This window comes from Phocaeicola vulgatus ATCC 8482, from assembly GCF_000012825.1.
In the GTDB taxonomy this organism is placed as follows: Bacteria; Bacteroidota; Bacteroidia; order Bacteroidales; family Bacteroidaceae; genus Phocaeicola; species Phocaeicola vulgatus.
In genome coordinates this window covers 746133-768180 of sequence record NC_009614.1, presented here as the reverse complement: position 1 = coordinate 768180, position 22048 = coordinate 746133, and the positions used below count along the sequence as shown (strand labels likewise).

The window sequence follows — 22048 nt, the reverse complement described above, 5'->3', positions numbered from 1 at the left end:
ATGGACCTTTTTAGCTAATTTTGGACTTAAAAATAGTGATTATTGTACCCCTTATACTTCTGTTTTCCTCTACATTTGCCACAGATTAAAATAATGTTAACTATCATAAATTACTAATTTAAATTTAATTCTATGAAGAAGAACCTCTTTAACGTTTTTCTAGTGTGTGTCTTCTGTGTGGCAGCAATTCCAGATATGTTTGCCCAGCAGATAAAAGTAACAGGTAAAGTTACTGACAGTACGAACGAGGGGATGCCCGGTGTGAATGTACAAGTGAAAGGTACAGCCACGGGAACCATTACAGATTTTGATGGCAATTATTCTATTGATGTTCCTGACTCCAAATCTACATTAGTGTTTTCTTTTATTGGCTATGTGACCCAGCAAGTGCCGGTCGGTGGAAAAAAAGTATTGAATGTTCAGTTGAAAGATGATACCCAGACATTGGATGAAGTGGTGGTAGTGGCTTATGGTACGGCAAGAAAGAGTGATTTGACCGGTGCTACCGCCAGCTTGCGTCCGGATGCTAACGATGCTTCTAAAACAGCTTCTTTTAATAATCTGTTGCAAGGTAAGGTGGCGGGGCTGAATGTAACTTCATCTATGGCTGCTCCGGGAGCTGCCAGTTCTGTGACAATTCGTGGCGCTAACTCATTGCGTGGAGATAACCAGCCTCTGTATGTTATTGATAATGTCCCGCAATCTTCCACCGGGGAATTTGCAGAGTCGGCTATGGGTGGCGGTGATTTCCAGATTGCGCAGGATCCTTTAAGTGCTTTGAATCCTGCGGATATTGAAGATATCACTGTATTAAAAGATGCCTCGGCTACGGCAATTTATGGTTCCCGCGGTGCGAATGGTGTTATTATCATTACGACTAAAAAAGGGAAAGCAGGTAAGGCTAAAGTAAACGTGACTGCAAACTTTACCATTGCGGATGCCCGTAACCTGCATAATATGTTGAATCTGGAACAGTATGCTGCTTATGCCAATATGAAGGCTAATGCCGGCGAGGAAAAGTACTATCCGCAAGCAAATGGCGAGATGCATTATGTGTATGGTGAAAACTTGGATAAATATAAAAAAGATCCTACCAACCCTGAATACTATCGTGTCTTGAGTTATAAGAACTGGCAGAAAGAAGCCTATTCATCTGCTTTCTCTCAAGTCTATTCTGCATCGGTCAGCGGAGGATCGGATGCAATGACTTATTATGTTTCGGGTGGTTTTAAGGATATAAAAGGTATTGTGAGCAATACAGGTATTAAACAAGGTGATTTGCGTGCAAACCTTACGGCTAACCTTTCAAAGTCCGTTACTATGGCGCTTGCTTTGAATGGATCTATCAAACAAAATGATATGATGACCGGGGGTAATACGACAGGTGGTATTGCCGGTTCATTGGCACGTACAGTATTGGATACAGCTCCTTATGAAATTCCGGCAGACGACCCGACATTACAAACGGACATGGACGCAAAAACTACTGTTTATAGCTGGCGGGATGACTATGATGATATAACGGATGATAAAAGCTTTGGCGGTAGTCTGGATTTGAAATGGAATATTTGCAAATACCTTTCGTATAATCTTCGTGCCGGAGGAAATGTGAATATAAACGAACGTGCTCGTTGGTATGGCATGCAGCTCACTATCGGTGCTAATGATCAAGGTGTGCTAGCCATGGCTAATTTGAACAAGACCAATTATAATATAGAGAACTTATTGAATTTAAATATTGACTTGGCGAAAGGTATTCATCTGGGAGCGACTGCTGGTGTAACTTATGACGGACATACATTCTTGAATAAGAATGTGAAGGGTACTCGTTTCTCTAATTTTGACTTACGTACAAAAGGGTTACACCTTGCTTCTGTGAAGACTCATGAACAACCTACCCAAAAGGATTATCAGTTACTGTCTTATCTAGGTCGTATCAATCTTTCTGCTTATGATAAATATTTGCTTACTGCATCTGTACGTGCGGACGGATCAAGTAAATTCAAAAAGGGTAATCGATGGTCTTACTTCCCTTCCTTCTCTTTGGCCTGGCGTATGGAGCAGGAAGAGTTTATGAAGAATGTTAACTGGTTGAATCAAATGAAAATACGTTTAGGTTTTGGTGTTACAGGCAATCAGGGCATTAATCCTTATGCTACTTTCTCTGATTATTCACAAATAATAGATTATGCAAAAGCCACAGGGGATCAGATTTTGGCAATGGCGGTAAGCAATTTGCAGAATGACGGATTGAAGTGGGAACGTACATCTTCTTGGAATGTGGGTTTTGATTTTGCTTTTTTCAACAGCCGTCTGTCAGGATCAGTAGATGTATATCAGAAAAAAACCAATGATTTGCTTATTTCGCGTTCATTGCCTGCTTCCAGTGGTTTTGCAAGTGTGATGTTGAATCAAGGTTCGTTGAAAAACAAAGGTGTTGAAATTAGTTTGAATGGAGATATTCTCCGTAACTTTAACGGTTGGAGTTGGAGTTTGGGCGGAAACATTGGTTTCAATAAATCAAAAATTGGTGACCTGGGTTTTGCACCGACAGATTTTGGAACCTTGAAGAATGTGCGTGGATATCAGGGAACTTCTATAGGAGATCATTTTGGTATTGCTAATCTTTTCATTGCAGGTGAGGCACCGGGATTGTTCTTCGGATATAAGACTCAAGGTATTATTCAGCCGGAAGATATTGTAGATGGAAAAGTTGCTTATACGGCTGCCGACGGATCAACCAAATATTATTCCAGTTCTGTGGCCAATGACTTGGGAGCCGGTAATATAAAAGCGGTGGATATGAATGAGGATGGTGTTGTGGATGAAAAGGATAAAACCATTTTAGGCAATCCGAATCCGGACTTTACTTATGGTTTCCAAACTCGTATTGCCTGGAAAGACCTGTCTGTTTCGGCTTCTTTTAATGGTGTGCATGGCAATCAGATATTGAATACGAATATCCGTTATTATACGCCCTCTCGGCAAGCTGGTAATTTGACACAAGAAGCATTCCGGAATATCTGGACGGAAGAGAATCATTCAAATCTTTATCCGTCGGCTACGGCGAATGTAAAGAACGTGGTTTATGACCGTTATATTGAGGATGGAAGTTACTTGCGTTGTTCGGATATCACTTTGAATTATACATTGCCAAAATCTTGGATGAAGAAAATCGGCTTTCAGAATATAGGTGTATTTGCTTCGGTTAAAAATGCATTTGTCATCACTAATTACAGTGGATACGATCCGGAAATCAATTCGTTTGCTTTTGATGGATTACGCCCGGGCATTGATATGAATGCATTTCCAAGCCAACGTTCTTATGTCTTTGGATTAAATGTGGCCTTTTAAATAGTTTAACCGATAATTTTTTTTGTAAAATGAAAAAACTAAAATATATATTTTTATTAGCAGGTGCTTTGTCATTGGCATCCTGCGAATCGTGGCTGGATGAAGACCCGCAATATACGATAAATACAAAAACTCAGTTTAGTACTGTGGAAAATGCCAAACAGGCTTTGATGGGATGTTACGGATATATGTCGGCTGATAATGCTTATGGCCAGGCATGGCAGGAAGTTACATTTGGATATTGTGGTTTTGGATGGTCACAAACGAATGGCAGTTCTACAGATTTATTGGTTTCTATGGACGGAGGAATTGATGAAACCATAAACACAATGGCGTGGAGAGGGATGTATAAAGTGATTGGTGAAACAAATGCATTCATTGCCAATATTGCCGATAGTCCGTTAGAATCGGCTGATAAATTGCCAATGGAAGCGGCTGCTCGTTTTTTGCGTGCATTGGCTTATTATAATTTGGCAGTTACCTATGGAGATGTACCTTTAAAGACCACTCCCTCTGCTCATGACGGAGTAGCTGTTCCTCGTTCTCCTAAAAATGAGGTCTTTGAATTGGTACGTACTGACTGGGAGTTCGCTTATGAGAATTTACCGGAAAAAGATGATGACGGTTTTGCAACGAAGTGGGCGGCGAAAGCGTATCTAGGAAAACTCTATCATACTTTGGGCTGTCAGGGTGATAATACGGCTTGGGAGAAGGCGAAAGCGTGTTTTGATGAGGTAATGCCTAAATACCGGCTGGCGGATAAATTCAGTGATTTGTTTGTTGATTACGTACAAGGTTCTCCGGAATCTATTTTTCAATTGAATTTTGCACTTGCAGGTTCTACCACCCGTAATCGGGGTAGCTGGCTGGTCGCTCCTAATGGCTCTTGTAATGGGCAGGCTTGGGACCGCATACGTGCTTCAAAAGCTTTGTATGATTATTTTTGGGCTACTTATCCCGGTGATCCACGTATTGAAAGCACATTCCTGACTTATTGGAAGTCTTATGCCGGAGTAGGAAAAGGTGAGAAACCTAAAGAGGAGCCTATAGCTTCGGCGCGCGATACTGTATATGCATATCCTTATTTTACATATACCATTAAAGGAGAAGAAAAACCTGCCGGATGGAAGAAACCCAAGTTGTATGTAGGACGGATTCCTTACGAGAAATTAGCTGATCCGGCTAGTCCGAAAGCTGAAGAACTTTATGCTATGATTGCCGATACGGCTACTGCGACTCCCGCTGAAAAAGGGTATTTGAAAGGCTTGTTGTCTTTGTTGGAAAATGCGACAAAAAAGCCATCTACCAATACAAAGTCATGGCCCTATTTCAAGAAACCGTGGGATCCTGAGCAGAGTGGTAATAACAGTCATAAGAATTTAATTTTGTATCGTTATGCAGATATGTTGCTGATGGCAGCGGATGTATATAATGAATTGGGGCAGACTGACAAGGCGATAACATTGGCCAATGAGGTGCTGAAGAGAGCGCGTCAATCAGGAAACGCGTCTCAGCCGGCTGACTGGAAGAGTGGCTTGTCTAAGGAACAAGTGCGTGAGAAAATTTATTTTGAACGTATTTTCGAAGGTGCCGGTGAACCGGAAATGTATCAGAAAATGCGTTTACGTGGCACAGAGCTTTTGAAAAAAGCTTTCGAGGTCAACAATGGGCATGGAATTATTCAAGAATCAGTGGCCAATAATCCTAAAGGGAACGGGAACTGGGGAGAACGTATTTTTAATGATGGAAATTTGAATGATGAAAACTTCCTGAAGAAAAATTTATTGCTCCCGGTTCCGAAAGATGAGATAGATACCAATTCTGCTCTTGATTATAGTGATAATAATTATGGTTATACTAATTAAGAAAACATGATAGAACGCTTTATTCAATAGGTCTTTATTGGATTTTTCCGGATGCAGGGCGCACCTGCGCTTTGCATCCGTTTTTTTCTTGTCTGTAACCTGTTTCTGGACATTCTCAGATATAAAATAGTCATTTCCAGACAAGAAACAATAACATAACTTGTATCTTTGCGGATGTTAATTCTTTGCTTATTTAAATTTATGAATATGAACAACCTACAATCAGGATTACTTTTTTCTTTGACCGGCATCACTGCTGTGGCATCTTTGTCATCATGCGCTTCACAAAAGAAAACTGAGGAGCAGAAACCTTACAACATCGTGTATATAATGACCGATGACCATACTGCCCAGATGATGAGCTGCTATGACAAGCGTTATATGGAAACGCCTAACCTTGACCGCATTGCTAATGACGGAGTGCGTTTTACTAACAGTTTTGTGGCCAATTCATTAAGTGGTCCCAGCCGTGCCTGCATGATTACCGGCAAGCATAGTTGTACTAATAAATTCTATGATAATACCACTTGTATATTTGATGGTTCGCAACAGACTTTTCCGAAGCTGCTGCAACAGGCCGGATACCAGACCGCCCTTATCGGAAAATGGCACTTAGAGAGTCTGCCCACAGGTTTCAATTATTGGGAGATTGTACCCGGACAAGGTGATTACTATAATCCGGATTTTATTACGCAAGACAATGACACCATTCAAAAACATGGGTATATAACCAATATCATTACTGATGATGCCATAGACTGGATGGAGAACAAACGGGATAAAGACAAACCTTTTTGTATTTTGATTCATCACAAGGCTATTCATCGCAACTGGCTGGCAGATACTTGTAACTTGTCTTTGTATGAAGATAAAACTTTTCCGTTGCCCGATAATTTCTTTGATGATTATGAAGGACGTCCTGCGGCAGCGGCTCAGGAAATGAGCATCGTGAAGGATATGGATATGATTTATGACCTTAAGATGCTTCGCCCCGATAAACAAACCCGTTTGAAGGCTCTTTATGAAAATTATATCGGACGTATGGATGAGGGGCAGCGTGCGGCATGGGATAAGTTTTATGGTCCCATTATCGATGACTTCTATAAAAAGAATCCTCAAGGTAAAGAATTGGCCGATTGGAAGTTCCAGCGCTATATGCGTGACTATATGAAAACAGTGAAATCGTTGGATGATAATGTAGGTCGTGTACTGGATTATCTGAAAGAAAAGAATATGCTGGACAATACCTTGGTGGTTTATACTTCAGACCAAGGCTTCTATATGGGAGAACATGGTTGGTTTGACAAACGCTTTATGTACGAAGAATCCATGCATACTCCGCTTATAATGCGGTTGCCCAAAGGTTTTGACAGGAAAGGTGATATTACAGAACTGGTGCAAAACATAGATTATGCACCTACCTTTCTGGAATTGGCAGGTGCTCCTGTTCCCGAAGATATCCAAGGTGTTTCGTTGCTTCCACTGTTGAAAGGAGAAAAACCTGCTGATTGGCGCAAATCATTGTATTATCATTTTTATGAATATCCGGCAGAACATATGGTGAAACGTCATTATGGTGTACGTACAGAGCGTTATAAATTAATTCATTTTTATAATGATATTGATGTGTGGGAATTGTATGATTTACAGGCAGACCCTACGGAAATGCATAATCTTTATGGTCAGAAAGAATATGAACCGGTTGTGACGGAGCTGAAGACTGAATTGGCAAGATTGCAGGAGCAGTATAATGATCCGGTACGCTTTTCACCCGATAGAGACAAAGAATAAGAAAAATAGCATATATCATGAAATACACCTGTTTGATTTTGCTATGGTCGTTATTTGCGACTATGGCCTTACCTGCTGACAACCTAATCCAATCTATATCTATTGTTCCCTGCCCGGAGAGTATTACTCCGGGTACAGGTTATTTTACTTTCTCCGGAAAAACAGACTTTACGGTAGAAAATGAGGAGCAGGCAGAGGTTGCACGCTGTTTCTCTGCTCTTTTTACCCAGGCGGCCGGTTTTACTCCTTGTGTGAAGGTTGGAGAAAAGAAGGGGAAAATCAGTTTCCTCACCGATGACGCATTAAAGAGTGAGGCGTATCATCTGGAAATAACTCCCAGGCAGATAATAGTTAAAGCTTCAGATACAAAAGGTTTTTTTTATGCCTTGCAGACTATTCGTCAGTTATTGCCTGCTTCCATTGAGGGCACAGCGGTGGTGGAAACTGCGGATTGGAGCGTGCCGGCTATGACAATCAAGGATGAACCTCGTTTCGGATATCGTGGATTGATGGTGGATGTGGCCCGCTTTTTTATTCCGAAAGAGAATCTGCTTCGTATTATCGATTGTATGGGAATGTTGAAAATCAATACCCTGCATCTGCATTTGGTGGATGATAATGGTTGGCGTATTGAAATAAAGAGATATCCTTTACTTACGGAAATCGGTTCACGGCGTGTAGATCGTCCTGGAAAATCTTTTCCGGAGCGTCGTAATCCCCGGCAGGGTGAACCGACTGTAGAAAAAGGATTTTACACACAGGAGGATATCTGTGAGATAGTGGCGTATGCCGCCCGACATCAGGTTGAAGTGATTCCTGAAATTGAAATGCCGGCTCATAGTAATGCTGCGTTGGCTTCTTATCCGTTGTTGGCTTGTCCTGTGGTCGATAAATTTATCGGTGTCCTTCCAGGATTGGGAGGAAATCATGCGGATGTGATCTTCTGTGCAGGAAACGATAGTGTATTCACTTTCTTGCAAGGGGTGATTGACGAGGTGGTGGAGCTGTTTCCCTCCAGGTATATTCATTTGGGTGGGGATGAGGCTCGGAAAACGCATTGGAAGGAGTGTCCGCTTTGTCAGGAGCGTATGCGACAGGAAGGCTTGGAGGACGAAGAAGCGTTGCAAGGTTATTTTATGGCGAGAATGAGTAAATATGTACAAAGCAAAGGGAAAGAAGCCATGGGCTGGGATGAACTGACCAATACCCGGATTCCCGACGGAGCAATTATTTATGGTTGGAGAGGCTACGGTCAGGCTGCCGTCAAGGCAGCGGAGCAAGGGCATAGGTTTGTCATGACTCCTGCACGTATCATGTATTTGATTCGTTATCAGGGACCGCAATGGTTTGAACCTTTGACCTATTTTGGGAATAATACATTGAAGGATGTATATAGGTATGAACCGATACAGAAAGAATGGAGTCCGGAGGTACGTTCCTTGCTGATGGGAGTACAGGCTTCTATGTGGACTGAGTTTTGCAATAAACCGGAAGATGTGGAATATCAGCTGTTCCCTCGTCTGGCTGCTTTAGCCGAAGTGGCTTGGACACAGCCTTGGCATAAAAATTGGAGAAGTTTTTTGGTGGCAATGGATAAATTCAACGAGCATCTGTCTGCTAAAGGGATTGTGTTTGCCTGTTCCATGTATAATATACAACATACGGTAACCCCTGTAAATGGAAAGCTACAGGTGAAACTGGAATGTGAACGTCCTGATGTGGAAATCCGTTACACAATGGATGGTAAGGAGCCGACAGACCGGTCTCTGCTATATAAGAGCCCGTTGATGGTGACCGGTACACAAACTATAAAGTGTACGACTTATAGAGCAGGTCGGCAGATGGGAAAAACATTGACATTGCCTTTGGTTTGGAATAAGGCTACCGCCAAACCTGTTTTAGGAAATACACAGGCTGGGAAGATTTTAGTAAATGGTATACGTGGCAGCTTGCGCCAGTCGGATTTCGAATGGCATTCATGGGAAAGCAGTGATTCTGTCGCTTTTACTATAGATTTGCAAAAGAAGGAGTCGCTTCGTTCTGTATCAGTGGGATGCATAACGAATTATGGCATGGCAGCCCATAAACCGGCAGATATTGAAGTGTGGGTTTCAAATGATAATCGGGATTATCGTAAAGTATCCGGTAAACAGTTCACGGATGGAGAGATTTTCCGTGAAGGGACTTTCAAAGAGGATGTGGTACTTGATTTGAATAAGAAAATTGGCCGTTATGTGCGGATTATTGCTAAAGGAGCCGGAGAGTGTCCTGCAACCCATGTACGCCCCGGACAAGAGGCAAGGATTTATTTTGATGAGGTAATGATAGAATAAATAGATATATGAGAAATACATTATTATATTTTTTGGCTGCTCTGGTTATATTTCCAGTAATGGCGCAACAACAACCCGAATGGCAGAGCCAATATGCTGTCGGACTGAACAAACTGGCCCCTCATACTTATGTGTGGCCTTATCAAACCGTATCTGATATCCGTAACGGAGATTATGAATCTTCTCCTTATTACATGAGTCTGAACGGTAGTTGGAAATTCCATTGGGTAAAGAATCCCGATAACCGTCCGAAGGATTTTTATAAACCGGAGTTTTATACAGGAGGATGGGCGGATATTCAGGTTCCTGGCAATTGGGAACGTCAAGGATATGGAACAGCTATTTATGTAAACGAAACCTATGAGTTCGATGACAAACTGTTCCATTTTAAAAAGAATCCGCCTTTAGTTCCATATAAAGAGAATGAAGTCGGTTCCTACAGACGTACCTTTACAATTCCTGCCGATTGGGAAGACCGCCGTGTGGTTATCTGTTGTGAAGGAGTGATTTCTTTTTACTATATTTGGGTGAACGGACATCTGTTGGGCTATAATCAAGGTTCAAAGACACCGGCCGAATGGGATATCACTGATAAATTGAAGAAAGGTGAGAATACGGTGGCATTGGAGGTTTACCGTTGGAGTGCCGGTTCGTATTTGGAGTGCCAGGATATGTGGCGGTTGAGTGGTATTGAACGTGATGTGTATCTTTACAGCACTCCTAAACAGTATATAGCCGATTACAAAGTAACCTCTTCTTTAGACAAACAACAATATAAAGAAGGTATTTTCGGTTTGGAAGCTACCATTGAAGGACCTTCTACTTCCATGACTACCTTTGCTTACCGACTGGAAGATAAAACCGGTAAGGCGGTTCTGCAAGGTGAATATCCTATCAAATCGAAGGGATTGAGCCATTTCTTGAAGTTGGATGAACAAAGTTTGCCGGATGTGGAAGTCTGGAGTGCTGAGCATCCGAATCTTTATACGCTGATCCTGGAATTGAAAGATGTAACAGGTAAAGTAACGGAACTTACCGGATGTGAAGTAGGTTTCCGCACTTCGGAAATTAAGGACGGACGTTTTTGCATCAATGGTGTGCCGGTCTTGGTAAAGGGAACGAACCGTCATGAACATTCTCAATTAGGACGGACTGTAAGCAAGGAACTGATGGAAAAAGATATCAAATTGATGAAACAGCATAATATCAATACGGTCCGCAATTCGCACTATCCTACCCATCCTTATTGGTATCAGCTTTGTGATCGTTATGGACTTTATATGATAGATGAAGCTAATATTGAATCACATGGCATGGGGTATGGACCTGCTTCATTGGCCAAAGATTCCACTTGGTTGCCTGCCCACATGGATCGTACCCAACGTATGTATGAGCGTTCCAAGAATCATCCGGCTATCGTCATCTGGTCATTGGGGAATGAAGCCGGAAACGGTATTAACTTCGAACGTACATATGACTGGATGAAGTCAGTGGAGAAAAGTCGTCCTGTACAATATGAACGGGCCGAACAGAATTATAATACCGATATCTATTGCCGTATGTATCGCAGCGTAGAAGAACTCATGGCCTATGCCCGCCAGACAGAACCTAAAGTCTATCGTCCTTTCATCATGACAGAGTATCTGCATACTATGGGTAATAGTGGCGGAGGATTAAAGGAATATATGCATGTATTCGAAACCGAACCGATTGTTCAGGGAGGTTGTATCTGGGATTGGGTGGATCAATCTTTCCGCGAGATAGATAAGGATGGTAAATGGTATTGGAGTTATGGTGGGGATTATGGTCCGAAGGATGTGCCCAGCTTTGGCAATTTCTGTTGTAACGGGTTGGTCAATGCAGCCCGCGAACCGCATCCGCATCTCATTGAAGTGAAGAAGGAGTATCAATATATCAAATCGGCACTGACCGATCCTAAGAAGCTGACAGTGGAAGTCAAGAACTGGTATGACTTTACCAATTTGAATGCCTATACGTTGCACTGGCAGGTCATGGGGGATGATGGGAAAGTGATAGCAGAAGGAACTCGAAAAGCAGACTGTGCCCCTCATGAGACTGTAACATTCTCTTTGGGTGCTGTAAAGTTGCCTTCTACGATTCGTGAGGCTTATTTGAATCTGTCTTGGACGCCTGATAAGGCAACTCCCTTTATTGGAACTCATGACGAAGTGGCCTATGACCAGTTTGTGCTGTCTGCCAACAAAGGGTATCGTGCGCCGGAAATCAAATTGGCTGATAAGGTGAAGATAGATATTGATCCTGCAACCGGCGCTTTACGCTCTTATATATATAAAGGTAAAGAGATGCTTTCATCTCCTGTAGTTCTCAGCCTTTATCGTCCTGTTACGGACAATGACAGCAGGGAAAAAACAGGAGGAGCCAAAGTTTGGAGGAAAGAAGGTTTGGATAATATGATTCAAAAAGCTACTTTTGTCAAAGCATCTGAAACAGGTGGTAAATCGGAAGTAGAATTATGGAATGCTAAAGGCGTAAAGTTGGGAATGGCTACCTTTGTATATACTTTGCAGAGCAATGGTGCATTAAAAGTAAAGACAACTTTCCTGCCGGATACTTCTGCTGTTACTTCATTGGCTAGAGTGGGCCTGGCATTTGAAATGCCGTATGCCTATAACAAGGTTTCTTATTTGGGACGTGGTGAACATGAAACTTATATAGACCGTAATCAGTCTGGATGTATTGGAATTTACCATACAGATGCAGAACGTATGTTCCATTATTATGTGAAGCCCCAGGCTACAGGAAACCGTACGGATGTGCGTTGGATGGAATTGGCGGATGAGGCAAGAGAAGGTTTGTCTTTCCGTTCGGATAAAGTGTTTCAGTTCAGTGTTATTCCATTTACGGATTCTAATGTAGATCAAGCTACTCATATTAATAAACTTGAGAGAACAGGGATTATAAATGTTCACTTAGATGCGGAACAGTCGGGGGTAGGTACTGCGACTTGTGGTCCGGGGGTATTGCCGCCATATCGTGTTCCGGTGGAGAAGCATACGTTTGAGTTTATGATTCGTCCATTAAAATAACCTAGTAATAAAGAAAAATGAGAAAAACGATTCTAACCGCAGCCTTACTTTGTGCTTTTCTGGGAACTCAGGCACAGGAGTATTATGAGAAACACGTAGCTTTTCCGGCAGGAGCGACTACGGAACAGAAGATAGATATGGCTTCCCGTTTGGTGCCTACACCGCAACAGTTGGCATGGCAACAAATGGAATTCACTTGTTTCCTTCATTTTGGTATTAATACCTTTACAGGCCGTGAATGGGGAGATGGTAAAGAAGATCCGGCCATTTTCAATCCTACCGAATTGGATTGTGAACAATGGGTAAGAGCTCTGAAGGAAGGTGGCTTCAAAATGGCTATCATTACTGCCAAGCATCATGATGGTTTCTGTTTGTGGCCTACCCGGACAACCAAGCATTCTGTTGCTTCTTCTCCATGGAAAAACGGAAAAGGGGATGTGGTACAGGAACTCCGCAAAGCTTGTGACAAGTATGGATTGAAATTCGGAGTCTATCTTTCTCCTTGGGATCGTAATGCGGAATGTTACGGACAAGGAGAAGCTTATAATAAGTTTTTCATCGAACAGCTGACTGAACTGCTTACCAATTACGGAGAAGTGCATGAGGTATGGTTTGATGGAGCTAACGGCGAAGGACCTAACGGAAAGAAGCAGGAATATGATTGGGACGCTATTTTGAAGACTATCCGTCGTCTTCAACCTAAGGCAGTTACCGCTATCATGGGCGATGATGTGCGTTGGGTAGGTAATGAAGGTGGATTGGGACGTACCACGGAATGGAGTGCAACGGCTTTGATGCCTAATTCTTATCCGGGTTCTGATGAAGTCTATAAGAGATTGGGCATAAATGCTATGTCCAAGGATTTGGGAAGCCGTGAATTGGTATCTAAAGCATCGGATTTGTTCTGGTATCCTTCTGAAGTTGATGTTTCTATCCGTCCGGGATGGTTCTATCATGCCGAACAGGATAATCAAGTTCGTTCACTTGCCAACTTGGTGAATATTTATTATCGTTCTGTGGGTTGTAACTCTGTTTTGTTGCTGAATATTCCACCCGATAAACGTGGTTTGATGCACGAGAATGATGTGAAACGTATCAAGGAGTTGACGGAATATATAAAAAAGACCTTTGCCGATAATAAAGTTGAGAAGGGAAATAGGATATGGACAGCCAAAGTAGGAGATACGAAAGAATATAAGGTGAGGAAGAATACACTTGTTAATACTTTCTTAATTCAGGAGGATATTACAAAAGGCCAGCGTGTGGAAGGTTTTACAGTAGAAGTGTTCGCCAATGGCGCATGGCATCATGTGGGTGAGGGAACTACGGTGGGATATAAACGGTTGTTGCCTTTCTCGGATAGTCATGCCGAAAAGGTTAGAGTGACAATTACGGGTGCTCGTGGAACCGTCAATATCAGTAACATAGGCTTGTATTATGCTGAACCATTGGTTGATAAAACGATGAAAGTAACTTTGAGTGATGTCCCGGTGGATGGTTGGAAAACAGTGGGCATGGATGCAGCCGCAGCCATCGATGGAAAACAGGAAACTGTTTGGAAAACCGAAACTTTAACTCCCTTGGTGGTTGATATGGGTAAAGAAGTGGAAATAGCCGGTTTCAGTTATGCTCCTGCACAGGAGGAGGATCTGACTGGCACTATCTATAAATACAACTTTTATGTCAGTCGGGATGGTAAGGATTGGATGAAGTGTGACGCTACAGGTGAATTCAGTAATATCATGCATAATCCTGTTCCTTATTTTGTACGTTTCGGAAAGACTTATCCGGCCCGTTATTTTAAACTGGAGCCTGTTACCGAAATAAATAACAAAGCAGTAACTGCTGTCGGTGAGATAGGAGTATTGTTGAAATAAATCAGGTTAATATATTTTTTTATTTTAGGAGAAGTTATGTCAAAAGTCGGGTGAGAGAATCATCTGGGTTTTGACGTAACTTCTTTTGTATATGGAAGGCATATTAAGGAATTAGCTAATAATCTGTTAAGAGCTTTCCGGATTTTGAGAAAACGTATTATATTTGCATAAGCATAACAGATATTCAACTTTTTGATTAATTGTAGAAAGCCTTTGTTTAATCGATATCACTTAAATGAGTAAAATATGAAAAAAAGCTTGTACTTTCTTTTTATATTAGCCTTGTTCTGTTTGACAGGCTGCAAGGATGCACTTGTTCCGAAACCTATAAAGCTCACTTGCAATATCAATACATTTGACGCTCCTATATCATGTATCAGCCGTTCGACAGCAGATGCGGATAAACTTTATATTGGTCAGGAAGACGGTTGTATCATAGAAAAAGTGAACAATAATTGCCAGACCTATTCCATTAATAGCAACCGGCGTATATATGATATATTGGAATATAGTGAAGATTCTCTGTTTGTGGGAACAAGAGATGCCGGTTTGAAACTATTGGCTAAATCCTCTCGGCAGACCCAGACTTACTACATAAAAAATAAGAGGATGAATTATTCGGTATATAGTATGGCTTTGGATGATGACAAACAGTATTTGTATGTGGGGACTAGTAATGGACTGTTTAGATTGAATTTGAAAGATGGTTCCACATCTCATGAACTCACTCCCATTCAACTAGGGAAATGTAGTAAAAACTGTGGGGTGAATAAGGTTGTGATAAAGGAAAAAAAACTATATGTGGCTAGTGAACAGGGGTTGTTTGTTGTCCGTAATCTTGAAAAGGACTTTAAACGACCTGTTATAGATTCTCTGGTTACCAATGTCAGTGTTTATAATGATACAGTATATGCTTTGTTGGAAAATTCGGTTTTTAAGATATCTCCCGATGGAAAAAAGACGCTTGTACGCAAAGGACGGTGCTACTTGTATGCTCAAGGACCCGACAAGGATGAATGGTTTATCAGTGCTAATTCTATACTTTATGTCAAAGACGGTTGCACTTTAGAATATGATTTGCCGAATGGTATCAGTACTATCGCCAGGCAGATAGGCTTTATGGGGAAAGATTTTCTGCATCTGGCATGCAGAGAGGCTATGCTTTCTTTTGCCTTGCGACAGAACTCGGCAGATTTAGACAATAATGTATTGGCGGTTAGTGATAAAAGGATGGGAGACTCCATTTTCTTTATTACCGATGATCTTCGTTTACATCTGTATAAGTTTGTCTATAATCATCCGGAATTCAAATCAAAGTCTTTAGGAAAGATTGAAGGCTTGGATATTGTGGGTAATGATATTATAAAATTTTTGGAAACCAGTCCTAATACTTTCTTTCTTGCTACGCGTAAGAAACTTTATAAGATTAAAGGCAATAGAGCGGAGTGTCTTTTGCAGTTCAGTAACACGAAAGGGCAGAATAATATCACTTCTCTTTATTATTCCACCGTGGAACATTGTCTTTATGTGGGTACTAGGGAATATTTAGGTATTATAGATGAACAGCAGGACCATATTGTAACTCCTATTCCGGTTGTGTCAGATAAAGGGGTGAAAGATACTATCGACGCTTATATTACCGGAATTTGTGAGAATGAGGATAGTATTTATGTAACGACCTTGAACAAAGGATTGTATGGAAGACCTTTAAACAGACCGCAGGAATCTTTCTGGCAGATATGTGATTTATCAGGGTATGAGAGTGTTTATGGTGTGATAATGAATGGTAGAAATAAATACTTGAATACCTCGTTGGGAATCGTTAATGAAGAAAATGCGACCTTGTTGCCAGTGAAACATGTGAAATCAATATCGGGAGCTCTTGAAAAGAATCCTAATGAGGGCTTTTTCATACTCTATTATTATGGTATGAGTTTTAAGGGATTGGATGATGCCGGTGTTCCAGAACCATTATTCTGCGATTTGGCTTTTAGCAAGCCTTGTATTGCCGTCAATGGACGGAAAGCGGTTTTGGGATGTAAGTCAGGATTATTCCTTTTTGATGGTAAATCAGGCTTGCTTCCTATCTCGATAGAAAAAGAAGAGATGTCCTATGCGCTGTATATCATCCTGTCAATAGCGGTGCTGCTATCGGCTTTTCTTGCTCTTTTCCTTTTGAAAAGACGGAAAAAAGGAACTCGGAAAGCGCTGATGGATAAAAAAGGGATAAATCCGGATAATGTCGGGATGAATTGGGAGGAACTGGAAATGGACGTTCATAAGGTTGACAAAAAAGTCAAGACCCTGTTTGATGCCTTGGGATACAGAAAAACAGAGGGAGAGGATGATATGCGTCAGGAACTGAAACAGGTGTGTTTGGATTTTGCTGACAAATATCCTGAATTGGGTAAATTATCCTTTATGAAACGAAGGGGAAAAGAAAGGTATTTTATAACGATACTTCTGATGATAGAAGATATTGATGCTGCTATTATTTCAAGAGTGCTGGATGTGGATCAGGCAACGGTAACAAGACATAAGTATAATGTAAGGAAAGAAATAGAACAACTTTATCCTGATGGGGAGTTTGATTGTAAAGTCATCAATCTGCTTTATGACCGTATCAATTCAAGAAGAAAATAGGTCCATCTTTAGAGTTATCTCAATTTACTGTATTTCGTAGAGCCGGCTTCGTGTATCTGTTTTATTATGAGGAATGGCTTTTTTGCCGGAAGTGCTGAAACACTTCCGGCTCTCCTTTTTTCCTCCTTTTCTCTTCTAGGATGTTTTGGTCATATAAAAGGAGGAAACGGGATTAAAAAGGTATTTTCGGGATAATTTCAAACACTACTTTTGTTTCCGTCAGATGCGGACACTCTGATTGTTTGTCGTACGTTCCGTAGATGATTAAAATGTTTTTCGAAAAACCAATTGAATTTTATTAATTAACCGTTTAAACTAAACTTTTATCATGAAAACAAAGTTTGCCTTACTTCTAGTGTTTTGTGCCATTTCATTAAACATCTTTGCACAAGAGAAAAAAATAAAGGATAGAAGAACCAATCCCGAACTTTATTATTTGGAAGAATCGGAGGTTGCCAATAGTCTGGAGTTACTGCCTCCTCCTCCTGAAGCAGGAAGTATTTTGTTCTTGTATGACAAAGCCCGTTACGACTGGGGGAAATTGCAAAGGGATACTCCTAGGGGTGAACAAGCTGTCAGTGATGCCCGTGTAAATGGTGATGGCGTTCCCTTTGCCTTTTCGGAGGCTTTTGGTATTGAAATAACGAGGGATAAAACGCCGGAACTGTATAGGCTCATTATTAATATGAGAGAGGATGCCGGAGATTTGGCTACCCGTCATGCTAAAGAGTATTATATGCGTGTACGTCCTTTTAGTTTTTTCAATGAAATGACTTGTAATCCCGAACAGCAGGAAGAACTTTCAACGAACGGTTCCTATCCTTCGGGACATACAGCCATAGGATGGGCTACTGCCCTTGTTTTGGCAGAAATCAATCCTGACAGGCAGAATGAGATTCTGAAAAGAGGATTTGAAATGGGACAGAGTCGTGTTATTTGTGGGTATCATTTCCAAAGTGATGTAGATGCTGCCCGAATTGTGGCTAGTGCTGTTGTTGCCCGTCTCCATGCCAACGATGCTTTTGTGAAACAGCTTAATAAGGCGAAAGATGAGTTCTCCAAGCTGCAAAAAGCAGGACTCATTCAGTCTGTTTCCAAAAAATAATTCCCTATAACTTAACCATAAACCGTAACTATTTAATGTAATGTTTTTCTTAGATGAACCGGACAAGAGTATTTGCTGAGCCTAAAAGCATGACTATTGATCGGATGCTGATGGGAGGAGGAGTCTGACTGATTGCTTTCATTGTGTGGTCTTACAGATTCTTCACTGCCCTCAGTATGATAAAAATCAGAGACAGACTGACAGGATACTTGGATGGTTACCATTAAAACTGTATATTATGAAAAATCTTATATCATTAGGAGTTTTTCTCCTGATATTGCTCTCCGTACAGGTAAATGCACAGGAACAATCAGTTTTGAAAATACGTCCTACAGGACGAATCTTGATGGATGGAGGCTTGTTTCATTCAGATAATAAAAACTTTGTAGATGGTGTAGCGATTCCTGATGCCCGGATAGGTGTAAAAGCAACCTATGGAAAATATAAAGCGAAAGTGGATATAGGCTATGCGTATGGAAAGGTCAGTTTAAAAGACATATTTGTAGAAAGACAATTTTCCTCACATGCGTTATTACGTGTAGGGAATTTTGTACATCAGTTCGGGCTTCAAAGTTCTACTAGTTCGTCTATGAAAGTAACCATGGAGGAGCCGGCAAGTAATGAGGCTTTTTTCAACAGCCGGCTGATGGGGGCTATGTTTGTGTATGACAAAAATGATTTTTTCGGTACAGCTAGTGTTCATGTGGAGAGCGAGGCTCTTAAGAAGAAATCCAATGAATTGGGTAAAATGGGTTATGGTGCTATGAGCCGCTTGGTCTATCGTCCTTTACATGATACAGGGAGATTGTTTCAGTTGGGTATTTCCGGTGCTTACGAAACACCTAGATACAATAGCGAACCTACACTTAACCATACTAGCTTTGACTTGGGGGCTAATTTCCCGACGCGTATTGCAAAAGTCAGAGCTGTGAATGCCTTGATTCCGGATGCAAAGAACCTGATAAAATTTACACCGGAGATGATAGCAGGATATGGTCCTGTGGCATTGGAAGCACAATATTATTATCTTCAAGTGAATCGGAAAAAGGATTTTAAGAATTATAAAGCGAGTGGTATGTATGGAATACTGAGAGGTTTGCTGATAGGTGGTAATTATAGATATTCACATACGGATTGTGGTATTGCCACTCCGGACTCTGGTTCGTTGGAATGCGTATTCGGATATAACTATACTGATATGTCGGATACCCGGTCCCATATTTATGGCGGGCGTTTGAACGATGTCTCTTTTACTGTCAATTATTATATCAATAAGTATATGATATGGAGATTCCGGTACTCTTATACTAAGATAACGGATAGAGTGGGATTTGAAAATCAGTCATTAAGTGCGTTTCAGACACGTTTTCAAGTGATATTTTGAATAGAGGGTCAGAGTTTCATTTTGTTTCAAGAGTTTGAAGCAAGGTGGAACTCTTATATTTGAAACAGATTGGGTGGCAAGAAGAATGTCCTTTTGGGGGTAGAGGGTAGCATAAACCTGTTACTGTAAGAACGAATATTGAAAAATAGCTTTATCTTTGTATTCTTTATACTAGGAATTAAATGAAAAACAAATGAAAGAAGCAACCATAACTCCTTTTGCAAAGCCGCTATATATAATGACCAAACCTGTAGGTGCGGTTTGTAATCTGGCCTGTGATTATTGTTACTATTTGGAAAAATCCAAGTTATATGAGGAACAGCCGCGTCATGTGATGAGCGATGAATTACTGGAGAAATTTATTAAAGAATATATTCAGTCGCAAACCATGCCGCAAGTTTTGTTTACCTGGCATGGGGGAGAAACTTTGATGCGTCCTTTAGTTTTTTATAAGAAAGCCTTGGAACTTCAGAAAAAATATGCAGGTGGTAGAACCATTGATAATTGCATTCAGACAAATGGCACATTGCTGACAGATGAATGGTGTGAATTCTTTCGTGAGAATAATTTTTTGGTAGGCATTTCTATAGACGGTCCTCAGGAATTTCACGATGAATACCGGAAGAACAAGATGGGACAACCTTCTTTCTATAAGGTAATGAAAGGGATTAACCTGTTGAAAAAGCATGGAGTGGAATGGAATGCCATGGCAGTGGTCAATGACTATAATGCAGATTATCCGTTGGACTTCTATCGTTTCTTTCGTGACGAACTTGATTGTCATTATATACAGTTTACTCCCATTGTCGAGCGACTGTCTAGCCGTGCGGACGGTCTTCGGCTTTCTTCATTAAAGCAAAAAGACGGTGAACTGGCTCCTTTCTCCATTACTCCCGAGCAGTGGGGGAATTTCCTTTGTACTATTTTCGACGAATGGGTACTGAATGACGTGGGCAATTACTATATTCAGTTGTTTGATTCTACGCTGGCCAATTGGGTGGGACAGCAGCCAGGCGTTTGTTCATTAGCTAAATATTGTGGACATGCAGCCGTGATGGAATTCAACGGTGATGTGTATGCTTGCGATCATTTTGTCTTTCCTGAGTATAAATTGGGAAATATTTATCAGAAGACTTTGGTGGAGATGATGTATGGTAAAGAACAGGAAACTTTTGGTGTGATGAAGCACAATAGTCTGCCACAGCAGTGCCTGAACTGTTCTTATGAGTTTGCCTGTCATGGGGAATGTCCGAAGAATCGTTTTATGTTAAGTAAAGACGGTGAACCGGGATTGAATTACTTGTGTAAGGGATATTATCAATTCTTTGACCACGTAGCACCCTATATGGATTTTATGAAGAAGGAATATCTGGCGGAACGCGCTCCGGCTAATGTGATGGAGTGGGCAAGAGAAAGGAGAAATAAATAGACTGTTTTCAGTAAGCCGACTGTATGGAACAAGCAAGTCAACTTACCTGGTCGTTTCAGTTGACTTATTTGATCATTTAAGTTAAGTTACTTTTTCATGGCTGTTCGGCTTAGTTGGAAAAATAAAAGGAGCAAAGTCTCTACGACTTCACTCCTTTTATTTTTTCCGGTCAGATGAATTATTTTCCGTTGTATTCATCAGATACAGTTAATTTCTTACGACCTTTTGCACGACGGCTGGCTAATACGCGACGACCGTTAGCAGTTGCCATTCTTTCACGGAATCCATGTTTGTTTTTTCTCTTTCTGTTAGAGGGTTGGAACGTTCTTTTCATTGTATATACTTATTTTATGTTATTATTCACCATGAGTAACGGGCTGCAAAATTAGTGACTTTTTTGAAATAAACAAAGAGATAACTCATTTTTAGTGATTTCTTTTTGCGTTTTTTCTTGATTTACATTACTTTTGCACTCGAAATCACAGCTATAAGTGAATATAATCTGAAATAATAATCAAATATAAGCGAAGAAAAGTATGATTAATGCTCAAGACATTAAAATCGGAACAGCTATCCGTATGGACGGCAAATTGTATTTCTGTATTGACTTCCTGCATGTAAAACCGGGAAAAGGTAACACATTCATGCGTACTAAATTGAAAGATGTGGTTAATGGTTACGTTTTGGAACGTCGTTTCAACATCGGTGAAAAATTGGAAGATGTACGTGTGGAACGTCGTCCACACCAATATTTGTATATGGAAGGTGCAGACTATATTTTTATGAATCAGGAAACATTCGACCAAATTCCTATTGCTCATGACTTGATTAACGGAGTAGACTTCCTGTTGGAAGGAATGGTGGTGGATGTGGTTTCTGATGCTTCTACAGAAACAGTATTGTTTGCTGATGTTCCGGTAAAAGTGCAGATGAAAATTACTTATACCGAACCGGGTCTGAAAGGGGATACGGCTACCAATACGTTGAAACCTGCTACAGTGGAATCGGGTGCTACCGTGCGTGTTCCTTTATTCATTAATGAAGGTGAAACAATTGAAATTGATACTCGTGACGGTTCATATGTAGGCCGTGTGAAAGCATAATCTATTTATATATGCATATAAAAAGGCGGAACTTGTTGCAAGCTCCGCCTTTTTTATGTTTCTTTGTACTTCTCTGTGATGGATAAAATCAAAATA

At 40.9% G+C, this 22048-nt stretch carries 12 protein-coding genes; 11 read left to right on the top strand and 1 reads right to left on the bottom strand.

Annotation, left to right across the window (positions count from 1 at the left end; all coding sequences use genetic code 11):
- Window positions 1–132: 132 nt before the first annotated feature.
- From BVU_RS02750 to BVU_RS02705, 10 genes are all read left to right on the top strand, one after another.
- Window positions 133–3354, top strand: a complete 3222-nt coding sequence (locus BVU_RS02750) for a SusC/RagA family TonB-linked outer membrane protein (protein WP_011964793.1) — start codon at window positions 133–135, stop codon at window positions 3352–3354.
- 29 nt (window positions 3355–3383) lie between these two features.
- Window positions 3384–5219: a RagB/SusD family nutrient uptake outer membrane protein gene (locus BVU_RS02745; protein WP_011964792.1), complete on the top strand. Its 1836-nt coding sequence runs from the start codon at window positions 3384–3386 to the stop codon at window positions 5217–5219.
- Window positions 5220–5426: 207 nt separating this feature from the next.
- Window positions 5427–7010: a sulfatase family protein gene (locus BVU_RS02740; protein ID WP_011964791.1), complete on the top strand. Its 1584-nt coding sequence runs from the start codon at window positions 5427–5429 to the stop codon at window positions 7008–7010.
- Window positions 7011–7027: 17 nt separating this feature from the next.
- A complete protein-coding gene (locus BVU_RS02735) occupies window positions 7028–9343 on the top strand; it encodes a glycoside hydrolase family 20 protein (RefSeq protein WP_011964790.1) in 2316 nt (771 codons plus the stop codon).
- 8 nt (window positions 9344–9351) lie between these two features.
- Window positions 9352–12411 (top strand): glycoside hydrolase family 2 TIM barrel-domain containing protein, encoded by a 3060-nt coding sequence (locus tag BVU_RS02730; protein WP_011964789.1) that lies wholly within the window; start codon window positions 9352–9354, stop codon window positions 12409–12411.
- Between the two features lie 17 nt (window positions 12412–12428).
- Window positions 12429–14288, top strand: coding sequence for an alpha-L-fucosidase (locus tag BVU_RS02725; protein ID WP_005840273.1), 1860 nt, complete (start codon window positions 12429–12431; stop codon window positions 14286–14288).
- Window positions 14289–14534: 246 nt separating this feature from the next.
- On the top strand, window positions 14535–16931 hold the full coding sequence (locus tag BVU_RS02720; RefSeq protein WP_011964788.1) for a hypothetical protein: 2397 nt from the start codon (window positions 14535–14537) through the stop codon (window positions 16929–16931).
- 328 nt (window positions 16932–17259) lie between these two features.
- A complete protein-coding gene (locus BVU_RS02715; RefSeq protein ID WP_005840261.1) occupies window positions 17260–18036 on the top strand; it encodes an acid phosphatase in 777 nt (258 codons plus the stop codon).
- 238 nt (window positions 18037–18274) lie between these two features.
- Entirely contained in the window at window positions 18275–19420 is a 1146-nt protein-coding gene (locus BVU_RS02710; protein ID WP_011964787.1) for an OprO/OprP family phosphate-selective porin, read from the top strand.
- A 193-nt stretch (window positions 19421–19613) separates the two neighbouring features.
- Entirely contained in the window at window positions 19614–20849 is a 1236-nt protein-coding gene (locus BVU_RS02705) for an anaerobic sulfatase-maturation protein (RefSeq protein ID WP_005850852.1), read from the top strand.
- 178 nt (window positions 20850–21027) lie between these two features.
- On the opposite strand, the gene rpmH is transcribed toward BVU_RS02705, so the two are convergent.
- Window positions 21028–21183 (bottom strand): 50S ribosomal protein L34, encoded by a 156-nt coding sequence (rpmH, locus tag BVU_RS21215; protein ID WP_005840676.1) that lies wholly within the window; start codon window positions 21181–21183, stop codon window positions 21028–21030.
- A gap of 202 nt (window positions 21184–21385) precedes the next feature.
- On the opposite strand from rpmH, the gene efp reads away from it, so the two are divergent.
- On the top strand, window positions 21386–21952 hold the full coding sequence (efp, locus tag BVU_RS02700; protein WP_005840678.1) for an elongation factor P: 567 nt from the start codon (window positions 21386–21388) through the stop codon (window positions 21950–21952).
- Window positions 21953–22048: the final 96 nt, after the last annotated feature.

Bases quoted from the DNA above. Each gene is read 5' to 3' on its own strand.
- BVU_RS02750 (WP_011964793.1), top strand. From the start codon at position 133: ATGAAGAAGAACCTCTTTAACGTTTTTCTAGTGTGTGTCTTCTGTGTG.
- BVU_RS02745 (WP_011964792.1), top strand. From the start codon at position 3,384: ATGAAAAAACTAAAATATATATTTTTATTAGCAGGTGCTTTGTCATTG.
- BVU_RS02740 (WP_011964791.1), top strand. From the start codon at position 5,427: ATGAACAACCTACAATCAGGATTACTTTTTTCTTTGACCGGCATCACT.
- BVU_RS02735 (WP_011964790.1), top strand. From the start codon at position 7,028: ATGAAATACACCTGTTTGATTTTGCTATGGTCGTTATTTGCGACTATG.
- BVU_RS02730 (WP_011964789.1), top strand. From the start codon at position 9,352: ATGAGAAATACATTATTATATTTTTTGGCTGCTCTGGTTATATTTCCA.
- BVU_RS02725 (WP_005840273.1), top strand. From the start codon at position 12,429: ATGAGAAAAACGATTCTAACCGCAGCCTTACTTTGTGCTTTTCTGGGA.
- BVU_RS02720 (WP_011964788.1), top strand. From the start codon at position 14,535: ATGAAAAAAAGCTTGTACTTTCTTTTTATATTAGCCTTGTTCTGTTTG.
- BVU_RS02715 (WP_005840261.1), top strand. From the start codon at position 17,260: ATGAAAACAAAGTTTGCCTTACTTCTAGTGTTTTGTGCCATTTCATTA.
- BVU_RS02710 (WP_011964787.1), top strand. From the start codon at position 18,275: ATGAAAAATCTTATATCATTAGGAGTTTTTCTCCTGATATTGCTCTCC.
- BVU_RS02705 (WP_005850852.1), top strand. From the start codon at position 19,614: ATGAAAGAAGCAACCATAACTCCTTTTGCAAAGCCGCTATATATAATG.
- rpmH (WP_005840676.1), bottom strand. From the start codon at position 21,183: ATGAAAAGAACGTTCCAACCCTCTAACAGAAAGAGAAAAAACAAACAT.
- efp (WP_005840678.1), top strand. From the start codon at position 21,386: ATGATTAATGCTCAAGACATTAAAATCGGAACAGCTATCCGTATGGAC.